Raw genomic sequence first — 12,206 nt, forward strand, 5'->3', positions numbered from 1 at the left:
CGATACGCGCGAGCGGGGACAGCCGTACCTGCCGATGCGCCTGATTGTCGGTCGCCTTCCTCAAGACAAGGCGGCCATTGCCCGCGACAAGGTGAAGGCTCGGGCGTCCAAGGCCGGAAAGAAACTCGACGAACGCTCCCGGACGGCAGCCGGTTTCGTGATGGTCCTCACGAGCCTCCCGCCCGAGCACCAACCCGCCGACATCCTGGCGCTCTATCGCTTCCGCTGGCAGATCGAGCTTTTATTCAAGCGGTTTAAGTCCCTTCTCGACCTCGGCGAACTTCCCGCCAAAAAGGCCGCAACCGCAAAAACTTGGATATATGCCAAACTCATTCTGGCTCTTCTGGCGGAAAAAACGGCACGGCGTCTCGCCGAATCTTTCCCCTGAGGACTCTGCTACAACATCGCTATTGGCCAAGCCCCTTTGGGCATTGGTCCGCGTCTGCGCCCGCATGCTGACCAGCGCCATCCTGGAGGCCCCGAACGTCAACATGACCAGCCTCGCTGTACGCCTCGCCGACACCCCAAGAAAGCGAAAACGCCAAGTGTGTGCGCTATGTTAACGCCTATGGGGGTAAGGGGTTGGGGATGAAAGGCAACGCCCTGGCGTTTCAGGCAGGGCGTTGACCCTTAGGCAGCCATCGGTCGGTAATCGTCAGGGTTCGACCCGTCAATCTCGATTGGCGGCAGCTTGGCTGTCGCCACGCTGTATCCCGTCAGTTGGGCAACGCTGGCGTGCAATTCCAGGCCCAGCTTCTCTCGTGCCAGCAGGCGGATCAGTGTTTCAGCATTAGGGTCAATTCCCCCCCCCTCGCCACGCTCCCACCGCCCCACGCTTTGGGGCTCCTTGTGGATGCACGTGGCCAGTTCTGCCTGCGTCATTCCCATTTCGGTGCGCAGGAAGCGCAGTTCCTTGCCAGTCATCAGGCCGGGGCGGCCAATTATCGCCAGGGCAATGGCTTTGTGCAGGCCATTGACATTGGGGATGGTCACCACCTCGTCACCATCCTCGTCGATGGTAAGTTTGATGCCATGGATGAACACGGTTTCGAGTCCACTTTCGGTGTAGCGGTAAGGAGTGGCCTTCTCGGCGGACATGGCTTTCTTCCTTCTCATTTTTCAGGCCTCATCAGCCCACATCACGGTCACGACCTTGATTTCGGCGCGACACGGCGAGGGAATGACAATGATCCTGAGGGTGCGGCCGCCAGAGTTCGGCGACGTTCCCTCGACGGCGTAGCGGAAAAGCCCGACTTGTTTGGCCGGTTCAGCTTCCGCATGTACAAAGCCATTTTTCAGCACCTATAGGACATCACTGGCGAACAATCCTCTCTGCTCCATACGCTCTTTGGCGTGAAGCTTGTAACTGATGTCAAATCTTTCCGACCTCGCGTATTTGCGGATGGTTTCGGTTGCCCGTGCGGGTGACCGCGGCTCGATTCCGGCTGCCTCGTTCCCGCAATGTCGGCTGAAACCACCCATCGTGACCTCACTCACAAACATATCATCATGATACATGATCGCGGCGGCGCCGAATATATCACTATGATATGTTCGGTCGATAAGATTCTTTATAAAGGCCGGCTCTTTCAGCGCGTCGAGTGTGACGACCGAGAAGACCAAAAATCCGTGCAAGCCGTGCCTGGACTTGCCCACCGGCGAAGACACGGCCCAGGCCCCTGCTGGCCACCGGTCTGGTGGACACCTGGCCCCGCCGCAAGGGTCAGCCCAATTGCCCGCCGTTCCAGGCGTCAGGAATCCTGCCGCTTCACCCACGCCTTGTAGCGGCTGTCCTCGGCGACCAGGTGGTCGACCAGGCCGGCCAGCAGCGAGCGGATCACCAGATGTGTGTCGGCGGCCCCGGCGTCGCCCACCAGCAGGCTTTCGACCGCTCTGACGCTGGACAGCAATTGGCGGTGTTCGTCGGCGTGCTCGGCCAGACCGGGATAGCCGGCCTGGGCCAGCAGCGCCTCTTCGTCCTGGAAATGGCGGGTCAGGTCGGCCAGGAACCGGGTGTAGAAGCGAAGCACCACGTCGCGCCCGGCACCGCCTTCGATGGCGTCCATCACCTCGTCCAGGTCGATCAGGAAGCCGCGATGCTGGGCGTCGATCAGCGTGTCGCCGACCGCCAGCTCGTCCTTCCAATCGACCTTGATGTCGCCCGATTTGCTCACGTCCCGGCACTCCGTTCCCGTTGGTCGGGAACGAAGTGATCCTTAATCGCCGGCGTGCGCCTTAACCGCGATCAAACATTGAAGCGGAAATGGAAGATGTCGCCGTCCTGGACGACATATTCCTTGCCCTCCAGCCGCATCTTGCCGGTTTCCTTGGCGCCCGCCTCGCCGTTGCAGGCGATGAAATCGTCATAGGAAATGGTCTCGGCGCGGATGAAGCCCTTCTCGAAATCGGTATGGATCACGCCGGCCGCTTGGGGCGCCTTGGCGCCCTTCGGCACGGTCCAGGCGCGGGCTTCCTTGGGGCCGACGGTGAAGAAGGTGATCAGGTGCAACAGGTCATAGCCGGCGCGGATCACCCGGGTCAGGCCGGTTTCCGACAGGCCCAGGGTTTCCAGGAACTCGGCCCGTTCCTCGTCGGACGACAATTGCGCGACTTCCGCCTCGATGGCGGCCGAGATGACCACCGAGGAATTGCCCTCGCGCGCGGCCATTTCGGCGACCTTGGCCGACAAAGCGTTGCCGTCGGCGGCCGAGGCCTCCTCGACATTGCAGGCATAGACCACCGGCTTGATGGTCAGCAGGCCCAATTGCTTGGCGATGCGGCGCTCGTCCTCGGAATCGAAGGCGACGGTGCGGGCCGGCTTGCCGTCGCGAAGCGCAGCCAGGATCGGCATCATCACCTCGACCTGGGCCTTGGCATCCTTGTCGCCGCCCTTGGCCTTCTTTTCCAGGGCCACCACCCGGCGTTCCAGGCTGTCCAGGTCGGCCAGCATCAGCTCTGTCTCGATGATCTCGGCGTCGCGGACGGGATCGACGCTGTCTTCCACATGCTTGATGTCGTCGTCTTCGAAGCAGCGCAGCACATGGACGATGGCATCGACCTCGCGGATGTTGGCCAGGAACTGGTTGCCCAGGCCTTCACCCTTGCTGGCTCCGCGCACCAGGCCGGCGATATCGACGAATTCCAGCTGGGTCGGAATTTCCTTCTGGCTTTTGGCGATGGCGCACAGCTTGTCCAGGCGCGGGTCGGGCACGGCGACGCGGCCGACATTGGGCTCGATGGTGCAGAACGGATAATTGGCCGCCTGGGCCGCCGCCGTCTGGGTCAGCGCGTTGAACAGCGTGCTCTTGCCCACATTCGGCAGGCCGACGATGCCGCAATTGAAACCCATCGGATTATCCCTTCTTCGCGCTTAAGGCCGCCTTCAAGGCCTCGGCCAGCGTGCCTGCGGCCGGGGGGGCGGTGGTGGTTGTCACGGCCGGGGCGGCGGCGGGCGGGGCCGCTGTCTTCGGCTTGTCGGTCTTCGGCTTCGGCGGGTTGGTTGCCGTCGTCACCTTGTTCATGAAGCCCGCCTCGTCGCCGGCCAGCAGCAGCCCCAGATGGGCGGCGACGGCGTCGATCAGCGGGTCCAGCCAGGCCTGGTCGGCCTTGGCGAAATCGTGCAGCACGTAATCGGCGACGCGGTCCTTGTCGCCGGGATGGCCGATGCCCAGACGGACCCGGCGGTAGTTCTGGCCCAGATGGGCGTCGATCGATTTCAGCCCGTTATGGCCGCCGGCGCCGCCGCCCCGTTTGACGCGGATCCGGCCCGGCGCCAGGTCCAGCTCGTCATGGATGACCAAGACCTGCTCGACCGGAATCTTCAGGAAGCGGGCGGCAGTGGCCACCGACTGGCCGGACAGGTTCATATAGGTCAGGGGCTTCAGGGCCAGCACCTTGATGCCGTCGATGCTGCCTTCGGCCAGCTCGCCCTGGAACTTGGCGCGCCAGGGCGAAAAGTTATGGCGGCGGACAAGACTGTCCGCCGCCATGAACCCGATATTGTGGCGGTTGCCGGCATATTCGCGCCCGGGGTTACCCAGGCCGACCACCAGAACCGCCGACACGATCGTCAGCCGGCAGCCGGGGCTTCGCCAGCGTCAGCGCGCTGCACGGTCGGCGGCGCGATGGTGACCACGGTCGCGGCCGCACCCACATGATAGGGGGTGACGCCGGCCGGCAGGTTCAGCTGGTTGACGTGGACCGAGGCGCCGATATCCAGGCCGGCCAGATCGATGACGATCTCGGCGGGGATGACGTCGGGGGCGCAGGTGACCTCGACCTCATGCAGCTCGATGGTGACGACGCCACCGCGCTTGACGCCCGGGGACTTGTCGGCGTTGGCGACGTGCACCGGCACCTTGACGTGCACGACGGCGTCGGCCGACACGCGCATCAGGTCGATGTGGATCGGCTGGTCGTTGACGGGGTGGAACTGCACGTCGCGGGCCAGGCAGCGATGCTTGCCGCCGGCGCCCAGATCGACGTCGAACAGGCGGGTCTTGAAGCCGGGCTTGTGCAGTTCGGCCCAAATGACGCGGGGGTCGATGGCGATGCAGATGGGGGTCTGCTTGGCCCCGTAAATCACTCCGGGCACTTTCCCTTCGCGGCGAGTGGCTCGGGCGGCCCCCTTTCCGGCCCGGTCGCGCAGCTCGGCGGCGATGGCGCTAATCTCGGTCATGGTCATCTCCAATCATGCGAAAAACGCGGCCTCCAGGGGTGCCGCGATGAAGGGGCTTGATCTACACCGCCCTGCCATGTTTTGCAAGAGGGATGAACCCCGATCGCCTGACCCGGCAATTGGCCTTCGTGGCGGAACTCGACCGCCTGAAGACCGTCACCCGCCAGACCCTGCTGGCCGATTCCTCGCGCCCCGAGAACGACGCCGAGCATTCCTGGCACGTCGCCGTGATGGCGCTGCTGCTGGCCGAATATGCGCCGGCCGGGGCCGACGCGACCAAGGCGTGCCACATGCTGCTGATCCACGACGTGGTCGAGATCGATGCCGGCGATACCTTCATCCACGACGAGGCCGGCAATGCTAGCAAGGCAGCGCGAGAGGAGGAAGCGGCCCAGCGCCTTTACGGAATCCTGCCGCCCGACCAGGGCGAGGTGCTGGCGGCGCTGTGGCGGGAGTACGAGGATCGCGCCACGCCGACCGCGCTTTATGCCGACGCGCTGGACCGGCTGCAGCCGATCATCAACAATTTCGCCACCCAGGGCGCCACCTGGCATTCGAACCACGTCACCGCCGACAAGGTGCGCGAGTTGGTCAAGCGCATCGCCGCCGGCGCTCCGGCCCTGGGCGAATATGCGGCCGAGTTGGTGGAAGAGGCGGTCCGGCGCGGCTATCTGGCGCCGTGATTCTTCATCCAGCCGCCCAGCCAGATCAGACCCCAGCCGACCGCGACCAGCGGAATCCCTAGGAACAATCCGCCGACCACCAGGCTTTGCGGCGGAACCATGGGGTGGGGTGCGGCCAAGCCGACCCATTGGACGGTGCCGGTGGCGACGGCGCCCAGGGTGGCCAATCCGGTCAGGGCCATCACGGCGATGCCGGCAAAGATCATGATCTTGCTCATGGTCGCGACATTAGTCGCGGTCGAAGGGTGGCTCCTTGGCTTCGGTCAAGCGGGCGGCCAAATCGCCGCGCGATACCCCGATATCGGCCAGCAATCGGTCGTCCAGGCGTTGGGCCAGTCGACGCTCGCGGGCGCGGTCCAGCCAGTCCAGCCCGTGGTCCAGCCAGCGGACAAAGGTCGTCCGTTCATCAGTGCTGCTGATGGTCATGGGGGGAAGTCCGATGTTGTGTTGCCCCCATGATCCATGGAACTCATTGCTTCGACAAACCAGCATTGCTAGGATTTTAGATTAGCAAAACTAATCCATGGCCAAGATGCGCCGTCTGCCCTCGCTGCATGCCCTGAAGGTGTTCGAAGCCGCCGCCCGCCATCTATCCTTCACCCGGGCGGCATCGGAATTGTGCGTCACCCAAGGCGCGGTCAGCCAGCAGGTCAAGCTGCTGGAAGACCAGACTGGAGTGCTGCTGTTCAAGCGGTCGGGACGTGGCCTGTTATTGACCGATGCCGGACAGGAACTGGCGCGGGGGGTGGGTGATGCCCTGGCGGGGCTTGCCCGATGCCTCGAGCGGGTCAGCCGGCAGGATCTGGCCGGGCCTCTGGCGGTCACCACCATGCCGTCCTTCGCCGCCAAAGTGTTGGTGCCCCGGCTGGGCAGCTTCATCGAGGCCTATCCACAAATCGAGCTGCGCATTCACACCTCGTCCGAGGTGGTGGATTTGCGGTCAAGCGGCATCGATGTCGCCATCCGCCATGGGGCGGGCCATTATCCCGGCCTGCATGTCGAGCATCTGTTCCGGGAAGAAATCTTCCCAGTCTGCAGTCCCGCCGTCGCTGCCCGTTTGAACCACCCGGCCGACTTGGCGAACGTGCCCTTGATCCGCGATCAGGATGTCGAATGGGCGCCGTGGCTGGCGATGGCAGGGTGCCCCGGCATCACCCCGCACGGTCCGGCCTTTCAGGATACCCACCTGGCCCTGCAGGCCGCCATCGACGGGCAGGGCGTCACCTTGGGGCGCACGGTGGTCGCGGCGGCCGATCTGGCGGCCGGCCGCCTGGTGCGACCGTTCCCCCAAGGTGTTTCCGCGCCGATCGGCTATTGGTTCGTCTGCCTGCCCGAACGCGCCGGCCATCCCCGCATCGCCGCATTCCGCGCCTGGATCGATCACTTGCTGAAGCGTATCGCTTGATCGCTTATCTGTTTCCGGTTGTGGTGGGCTGTCATCTCGGGTTAAGACCGGATAGGGTTGTATGCGGGATGTCTTATGATCGGACGGTCTTGGGTATGGGTGGCGCTGGCCAGTCTGTTTTTCCTTTCGGCCGCCGCAATCGTTGATCGGGCCGAGGAGGCCCGCTTCGCCGAGGCCGAACGCTTGGCAGTCTTCGAGGCGGCCAGCGGCAAGCGTGCCTTGCTCGAAGCCCATCTGAACGCCAGGCTCCATATCATCAGCGGCCTGACCGCCCTTGTGCACGGCCAGCCGGATCTGAGGCCGGACCAGTTTTCCACCTATGCGGCCGGCTTGGTTTCCGGCATTTCCGGGGTCCGTGCGGTCCAGTTGGCCTCGGGTGCGGTCATTTCCCATGTCTGGCCGCTGGCCGGCAATAGCCAGTCCGTCGGTCACGACCTTTTGGCCGACCCGGAACGCCGGGATGCCACACAAAGAACCATCTCGGGCCGCCGATTGGTGCTGGCCGGGCCGTTTCCCTTGCGGCAGGGCGGCGAGGGTCTGGTGGCCCGTCAGCCGATCTTTCTGACCAAGGGGGGGCAGGAATCGTTCTGGGGTTTGGCCATCGTCGTCTTGGACCTGCAGCAGTTGCTGTTCAACGCGGGATTGAACGACCCCGGCTCGATCCGCATCGCGTTGCGGGGCAAGGATGGCCGCGGCGGCGAGGGTGAGCCCTTCTTCGGCGATCCGAAACTGTTTCGAGCCGATGCGGTGTTGATGGACGTCACCTTCCCGCACGGGACGTGGCAACTGGCTGCCGAGCCGGAAGGCGGCTGGAGCGTGGCTCGGCCGGGACGGTGGCGATTCGTCGCCATCGCGATTTTGATAGCGGGTCTGGTGGCGGTTGCCGGAATACATCTGGCCCGCAACCTCGAGCGGAGACGGCAGGCGGAAGAGGCGATGGAGCGCAATCTGGCCGCCAGCAACACCGTGGCGCGAATCTTGTCTCTATCGCTCTTGCCGCAGCCGCTGGAGCAGGTGCTAGAACAGGCGTTGCAGGAAATCCTGGGGCTGTCCTGGCTGCGATTGGAACAACGCGGCAGCATCTTCCTGACCAACCGCAGCCAGGGGCATTTGGTTCTGGCCGCCCAGCATTCCTTGCCTGACGAAGTTTGCTTGTCGTGCCGCTCGATCCCCATTGGCCATTGCCTGTGCGGCCGGGCCGCCGCCGAAGCGACCACCGTCTTCGCCGCCCATATCGATGCCAGACACGCCAAACTTTCCCCGAACCTGTCGGATCACGGCCATTATTGCGTACCGATCTGCGGTGGCGAGGGCGTCTTGGGGGTGTTGAACACCTACATCGCGCCGGGACAGGACCGACAAGACGACCGAGAGCGCTTTCTGGCCGTGGCCGCCGACACCTTGGCCGGGATCATCGAGCGCTGTCGCGTTCAGCGGGCGTTCGGGGAAAGCGAACAGCGTACCCGCGCCCTGATGAACGCGTCCGCCGACGCTTCGTTCCTGATCGACCGAGACGGCACCATCCTGGCCTGCAACGCCGCCCTGGCCGACGCTTATGGGAGCCGCCCCGAGGAACTGGTGGATCACACCTATTTCTCGTTGTTGCCCGAGGCTCAGGCCCTTTATCTCCAGCGGCAATTTTCCATCGCCTTCGATTTCGCCCAGCCGGTGCATCTGTTCGACGAACGGGAAGGACGCACCTTCGAGGTCCGGGTTTATCCCATTTCCAACGAGACCGGGACCGTCGTTCAGGCGGCGGTCTTCAGCCGTGACATCACCGAACAGAAGAACGCCGCCCGCGCCATCGAGACGGCCGCGGCCGAATTGGCCCGCTCCAACGAGGATTTGCAGCAATTCGCCTATGCCACCAGCCATGACTTGCGCCAGCCCTTGCGCATGGTCAGCTCGTATCTGGCCTTGATCGAGCGCAAGCTGGGCAGCGAACTGGGCGAAGACACCAAGACCTATCTGGGCTATGCGGTCAACGGCGCCAAGCGGATGGACCGTTTGATTGTGGATCTCCTCGACTATTCGCGGGTCGGGCGGTCCGGCGAGGCGATGGCAGAGGTGCCCTTGCAAGAGGTGGTCGCCGAGGCGCTGGAAAATCTGGGCCCAGCCATCGCCGACGTCGGCGCCGAGGTGGAGATCGACGGTCCATTGCCGGTGGTGGTCGGCGGGCGGCTGGAATTGCTGCGTCTGTTCCAGAACCTGATCGGCAACGCCGTCAAATATCGCTCCGAGGCCCGCAAGTCCCAGGTGGCGATCAAGGCCAGCCGCGACGCGGACGGATGGCTGATCAGTGTCCGCGATAACGGGATGGGGATTCCGGCGGAGGCGCACAGCCGGGTGTTCGGCGTGTTCCAGCGCCTGGCCGGATCCGAGGGACACGATGGAACCGGCATCGGCCAGGCCATCTGCAAGAAGATCGTCGAGCATCATGGCGGGAGGATCTGGGTGGAGTCCGAGCCCGATTTCGGTGCCAATTTCCTGTTTACCCTGCCGGTCGCGTATCCTCGACCCTAGACCTTTGTTATGATCCGATGACAGGGTCGAGAGGGATGGGATGGACCTGCTGCTTGTCCTGACGGTGCTGACCGTCATCATCGTCTTGCTGTTCGACTACACCAACGGGTTCCACGACGCCGCCAACATCGTCGCCACCGTCATCGCGTCGCGCGCCATGAGTCCGGCCCAGGCGGTGGCGGTGGTCGGCATCTTCGAGTTCCTGGGCCCGCTGCTGGGCGGCACGGCGGTCGCCAACACCATCGGCAAGTTCGTCAGCTTGGGCGACCTGACCGGCCAGGTGGCGCTGACCACGCTGCTGGCCGGCCTGTTGGGGGCCATCGTGTGGAATTTCGTGACGTGGTGGAAGGGGATTCCGTCCAGTTCGTCCCACGCCCTGGTCGGCGGCCTGGTCGGCGCCGTCTGGGTGTCGGCCGGCAGTGACCATGTGGTGTGGGGCCTGTCGGAACTGTTCCAGCACGGCCATTTCACCGGGGTGACCAAGGTGCTGCTGGCCCTGGTGCTGTCGCCGGTGGCCGGCTTCGGGGTCGGCTTCATCATGCATCGCATCGTGCTGGGCTGCCTGCGTGCCGCCAAGCCGTCGGCCAACGCCCGCCTGCGCCGCTCGCAATTCATCACCTCGGCCGGGCTGGCCTTCTCGCACGGGGCCAACGACGCCCAGAAAAGCATGGGCATCCTGACGCTGGCCTTGATGCTGGGCGGCTTCATCCATTCGTTCGAGGTGCCGTTCTGGGTGATGCTGGCCTGTTCGACGGCGCTGACCGCCGGCATCTTGTCGGGCGGCTGGCGCATCGTCAGGACCCTGGGCTTCGCCATCTACCGGGTGCGGCCGATCCATGCGCTGGATTCGCAGCTGACCTCGGCGGCGGTCATCTTCGCCGCCTCGATGGCCGGCGCCCCGGTCTCGACCACCCATGTGGTCGCCACCTCGATCATGGGCATCGGCGCCTCGGAACATCCCCGGGCGGTACGGTGGGACAAGGCCAAGGAAATCGCCACCACCTGGATCATCACCATTCCCAGCGCGGCGCTGATGGGGGCAAGCTTCTTCGCCCTGCAGCGGGCGTTGCTGGGCCTTGGCTGAAAGGGCCATCATGACCGACAAGCCTGATTCGCTGATTCGCCGCCTGTTCGACCGGGTGTTCCCCAAGGCGCCCGACTTCTTCTCGCTGCTGTCGGAACAATGCGTCCAGGTCGGCCACACCGCCAACCTGCTGGTCGAGTTCATGGAAACCGACGATCCCCGGGTCGGCGAGCAGATACGCGCCGACGAGCATCAGGCCGACACCATCAAGGTCAGGAACATCCATATCCTGAATGAGGCGTTCTCGACGCCGATCGACCGCGAGGACATCTACCGCTCGATCACCGATCTGGACGAGATCGTCAATTACTGCAAAAGCACGGTCAACGAGATGGCCGCCCTGGGGGTGACGCCCGACGCCCATCTTCACGAGATGGCGGTGCAATTGCGCGAGGGGGTAGGGGCCTTGATCAACGGCTATTCCAAGCTGGCGTCGAACCCGGCCGCCGCCGCCCACGACGCCGATCTGGCCCGCAAGTCGGAACGCAAGGTGGAAAAGATCTATCGCAAGGCGCTGGCCGACCTGTTCCAGGGCGAGGATTACATCAGCATGTTCAAGCGCCGCGAGATCTATCGCCACGTCGCCAACGCCGCCGACCGCATGGCCCATTGCGCCAACACCCTGCACGACATCGTGGTCAAGATGGCGTAAGGGGGGCGTCGCGATTTGACCTTGCCGGAACGACCAGGGGGCGGTATTGGTAAACATACGATTTTACCAATACCGCTGAGGGCGGCACATGCATCGGCTCGGTCTGGCTCTGCAAACCATGTACGCGGACCTTCTGCAGCGTTGCCTCGATGCGGCCTTCGATGCAGACTTTCCCGAGAATGGCAGCTTCTATCAGCAGGAAAGACGAGGCCGTCGCTACTGGTACTATTCCGGCTACGATCGCGGCGGCCACAAATCCACCAAATATGTCGGCCCCGTCGATGACCCTGACGTCAGCGGCCGGGTCGCCCAGTTCGGCCTGCTGAAATCGAGCTTCCGCGAGCGCAGGGGAACTGTCCGCGCGCTGGTCGCCGGTGGGCTTCCGGCTTTGGATTCGTTCACCGGCAGCATTATCGATGCCTTGGCGAAGGCCGGCCTGTTCCGCCTGCGCGCCTGCCTGGTCGGATCATTGGCGTTCCAGGCCTATTCCGGATTGCTGGGGGTCCGTCTGCCGGAAGCCCAACTGATGACCAGCGATGCCGACATCGCTCAGTTCCTGTCCATTTCGACCGAGGTTTCCGACAGCATGCCGCCCATGATCGGCGTGCTGCAGTCGGTCGATCCGACCTTCACCGAGATCGGCCCTTTGTCCGATAACGGCACGGCGATCGCTTACAAGAACGCCGCCGATTACCGGGTGGAGCTTCTGGTCCCCAATCGCGGTTCCGACGATTATGCTATCCGGCCGCCGCCAATGCCGGCGCTGGGCGGCGCCTCGGCACAGCCCTTGCGCTTTCTTGATTTCCTGATCTGGCAGCCGGTTCGCGCCGTACTGCTTCACAATGGCGGCATCGCCGTCAATGTGCCTGCACCGGAACGCTATGTGGTTCATAAGCTGATCGTCGCGACTCGCCGGCGCCCCGAGGACATCGTCAAGATCGACAAGGATCTGTCCCAGGCGGGGACGTTGGTCGAGGCGATGGCGGCCCATCGGCACCATCAATTGCTCGACGCCTGGAGCGAGGCGTGGGAACGAGGCGATTCATGGCGGGCCGCCATGAAACAAGGCCGAGGCATGCTGCCTCCCGCCATCGGTGAGCTTTTGACCGATGCCATCAGACGGGCGTGCGAGGATAGTGGCGACGATCCGGCCGGCATCGGCTGTGGTGATCGCGGCTGAC

At 64.1% G+C, this 12,206-nt stretch carries 16 protein-coding genes; 7 read left to right on the forward strand and 9 right to left on the reverse strand.

Features of this window, described 5'->3' with window-relative positions; genetic code table 11:
* Nucleotides 1-388, forward strand: a 388-nt coding sequence (locus tag A6A05_RS17520; RefSeq protein WP_156521128.1) for a transposase, incomplete at its 5' end; no start/stop codon positions are given.
* Nucleotides 389-630: 242 nt separating this feature from the next.
* Here the strand turns inward: A6A05_RS17520 and A6A05_RS17525 are convergent.
* From A6A05_RS17525 to A6A05_RS17550, 7 genes are all read right to left on the reverse strand, one after another.
* Nucleotides 631-1,098, reverse strand: coding sequence for a helix-turn-helix domain-containing protein (locus A6A05_RS17525; protein WP_068504085.1), 468 nt, complete (start codon nt 1,096-1,098; stop codon nt 631-633).
* A 21-nt stretch (nt 1,099-1,119) separates the two neighbouring features.
* Entirely contained in the window at nt 1,120-1,302 is a 183-nt protein-coding gene (locus A6A05_RS21355; RefSeq protein WP_172822310.1) for a hypothetical protein, read from the reverse strand.
* Complete coding sequence (locus tag A6A05_RS21360) at nt 1,303-1,668, reverse strand: hypothetical protein (protein ID WP_172822311.1); 366 nt, start codon at nt 1,666-1,668, stop codon at nt 1,303-1,305.
* 83 nt (nt 1,669-1,751) lie between these two features.
* Nucleotides 1,752-2,174, reverse strand: a complete 423-nt coding sequence (locus A6A05_RS17535; RefSeq protein ID WP_068504089.1) for a bacteriohemerythrin — start codon at nt 2,172-2,174, stop codon at nt 1,752-1,754.
* A 71-nt stretch (nt 2,175-2,245) separates the two neighbouring features.
* Nucleotides 2,246-3,349, reverse strand: a complete 1,104-nt coding sequence (gene ychF, locus A6A05_RS17540; protein ID WP_068504091.1) for a redox-regulated ATPase YchF — start codon at nt 3,347-3,349, stop codon at nt 2,246-2,248.
* A 4-nt stretch (nt 3,350-3,353) separates the two neighbouring features.
* On the reverse strand, nt 3,354-4,064 hold the full coding sequence (gene pth, locus A6A05_RS17545; RefSeq protein WP_068504093.1) for an aminoacyl-tRNA hydrolase: 711 nt from the start codon (nt 4,062-4,064) through the stop codon (nt 3,354-3,356).
* Between the two features lie 5 nt (nt 4,065-4,069).
* Nucleotides 4,070-4,678, reverse strand: a complete 609-nt coding sequence (locus tag A6A05_RS17550) for a 50S ribosomal protein L25/general stress protein Ctc (RefSeq protein ID WP_068504217.1) — start codon at nt 4,676-4,678, stop codon at nt 4,070-4,072.
* Between the two features lie 92 nt (nt 4,679-4,770).
* On the opposite strand from A6A05_RS17550, the gene A6A05_RS17555 reads away from it, so the two are divergent.
* On the forward strand, nt 4,771-5,361 hold the full coding sequence (locus A6A05_RS17555; protein ID WP_068504095.1) for an HD domain-containing protein: 591 nt from the start codon (nt 4,771-4,773) through the stop codon (nt 5,359-5,361).
* On the opposite strand, the gene A6A05_RS17560 is transcribed toward A6A05_RS17555, so the two are convergent.
* Nucleotides 5,346-5,579 carry a hypothetical protein gene (locus A6A05_RS17560; RefSeq protein ID WP_068504097.1) on the reverse strand — a complete coding sequence of 78 codons (234 nt, stop codon included), beginning with the start codon at nt 5,577-5,579 and terminating at the stop codon, nt 5,346-5,348. The two genes, A6A05_RS17555 and A6A05_RS17560, sit on opposite strands and share 16 nt — an antisense overlap.
* A gap of 10 nt (nt 5,580-5,589) precedes the next feature.
* Nucleotides 5,590-5,787, reverse strand: a complete 198-nt coding sequence (locus A6A05_RS17565) for a YjiS-like domain-containing protein (RefSeq protein ID WP_068504099.1) — start codon at nt 5,785-5,787, stop codon at nt 5,590-5,592.
* 97 nt (nt 5,788-5,884) lie between these two features.
* On the opposite strand from A6A05_RS17565, the gene A6A05_RS17570 reads away from it, so the two are divergent.
* The 5 genes from A6A05_RS17570 to A6A05_RS17590 all read left to right on the forward strand — a co-directional run bounded on the left by A6A05_RS17570 (nt 5,885) and on the right by A6A05_RS17590 (nt 12,205).
* Complete coding sequence (locus tag A6A05_RS17570) at nt 5,885-6,766, forward strand: transcriptional regulator GcvA (RefSeq protein ID WP_082911045.1); 882 nt, start codon at nt 5,885-5,887, stop codon at nt 6,764-6,766.
* A 75-nt stretch (nt 6,767-6,841) separates the two neighbouring features.
* Entirely contained in the window at nt 6,842-9,289 is a 2,448-nt protein-coding gene (locus A6A05_RS17575) for an ATP-binding protein (RefSeq protein ID WP_082911046.1), read from the forward strand.
* Between the two features lie 40 nt (nt 9,290-9,329).
* Entirely contained in the window at nt 9,330-10,373 is a 1,044-nt protein-coding gene (locus tag A6A05_RS17580) for an inorganic phosphate transporter (protein WP_068504103.1), read from the forward strand.
* A 10-nt stretch (nt 10,374-10,383) separates the two neighbouring features.
* Nucleotides 10,384-11,025, forward strand: coding sequence for a DUF47 domain-containing protein (locus A6A05_RS17585; protein WP_068504219.1), 642 nt, complete (start codon nt 10,384-10,386; stop codon nt 11,023-11,025).
* Between the two features lie 118 nt (nt 11,026-11,143).
* Nucleotides 11,144-12,205 carry a nucleotidyltransferase family protein gene (locus A6A05_RS17590; protein ID WP_172822312.1) on the forward strand — a complete coding sequence of 354 codons (1,062 nt, stop codon included), beginning with the start codon at nt 11,144-11,146 and terminating at the stop codon, nt 12,203-12,205.
* The last annotated feature ends 1 nt before the right edge of the window (nt 12,206 follow it).

Origin of the sequence: Magnetospirillum moscoviense (genome assembly GCF_001650635.1) — a bacterium.
GTDB classification, from domain to species: domain Bacteria; phylum Pseudomonadota; class Alphaproteobacteria; order Rhodospirillales; family Magnetospirillaceae; genus Magnetospirillum; species Magnetospirillum moscoviense.

What these genes read in the sequence shown, in the direction of transcription:
- A6A05_RS17555 (WP_068504095.1), top strand. Translation starts at nt 4,771, where the DNA reads ATGAACCCCGATCGCCTGACCCGGCAATTGGCCTTCGTGGCGGAACTC.
- A6A05_RS17590 (WP_172822312.1), top strand. Translation starts at nt 11,144, where the DNA reads ATGTACGCGGACCTTCTGCAGCGTTGCCTCGATGCGGCCTTCGATGCA.
- A6A05_RS17565 (WP_068504099.1), bottom strand. Translation starts at nt 5,787, where the DNA reads ATGACCATCAGCAGCACTGATGAACGGACGACCTTTGTCCGCTGGCTG.
- A6A05_RS17525 (WP_068504085.1), bottom strand. Translation starts at nt 1,098, where the DNA reads ATGTCCGCCGAGAAGGCCACTCCTTACCGCTACACCGAAAGTGGACTC.
- A6A05_RS17550 (WP_068504217.1), bottom strand. Translation starts at nt 4,678, where the DNA reads ATGACCGAGATTAGCGCCATCGCCGCCGAGCTGCGCGACCGGGCCGGA.
- ychF (WP_068504091.1), bottom strand. Translation starts at nt 3,349, where the DNA reads ATGGGTTTCAATTGCGGCATCGTCGGCCTGCCGAATGTGGGCAAGAGC.
- A6A05_RS17580 (WP_068504103.1), top strand. Translation starts at nt 9,330, where the DNA reads ATGGACCTGCTGCTTGTCCTGACGGTGCTGACCGTCATCATCGTCTTG.
- A6A05_RS17560 (WP_068504097.1), bottom strand. Translation starts at nt 5,579, where the DNA reads ATGAGCAAGATCATGATCTTTGCCGGCATCGCCGTGATGGCCCTGACC.
- A6A05_RS17575 (WP_082911046.1), top strand. Translation starts at nt 6,842, where the DNA reads ATGATCGGACGGTCTTGGGTATGGGTGGCGCTGGCCAGTCTGTTTTTC.
- A6A05_RS17570 (WP_082911045.1), top strand. Translation starts at nt 5,885, where the DNA reads ATGGCCAAGATGCGCCGTCTGCCCTCGCTGCATGCCCTGAAGGTGTTC.
- A6A05_RS17585 (WP_068504219.1), top strand. Translation starts at nt 10,384, where the DNA reads ATGACCGACAAGCCTGATTCGCTGATTCGCCGCCTGTTCGACCGGGTG.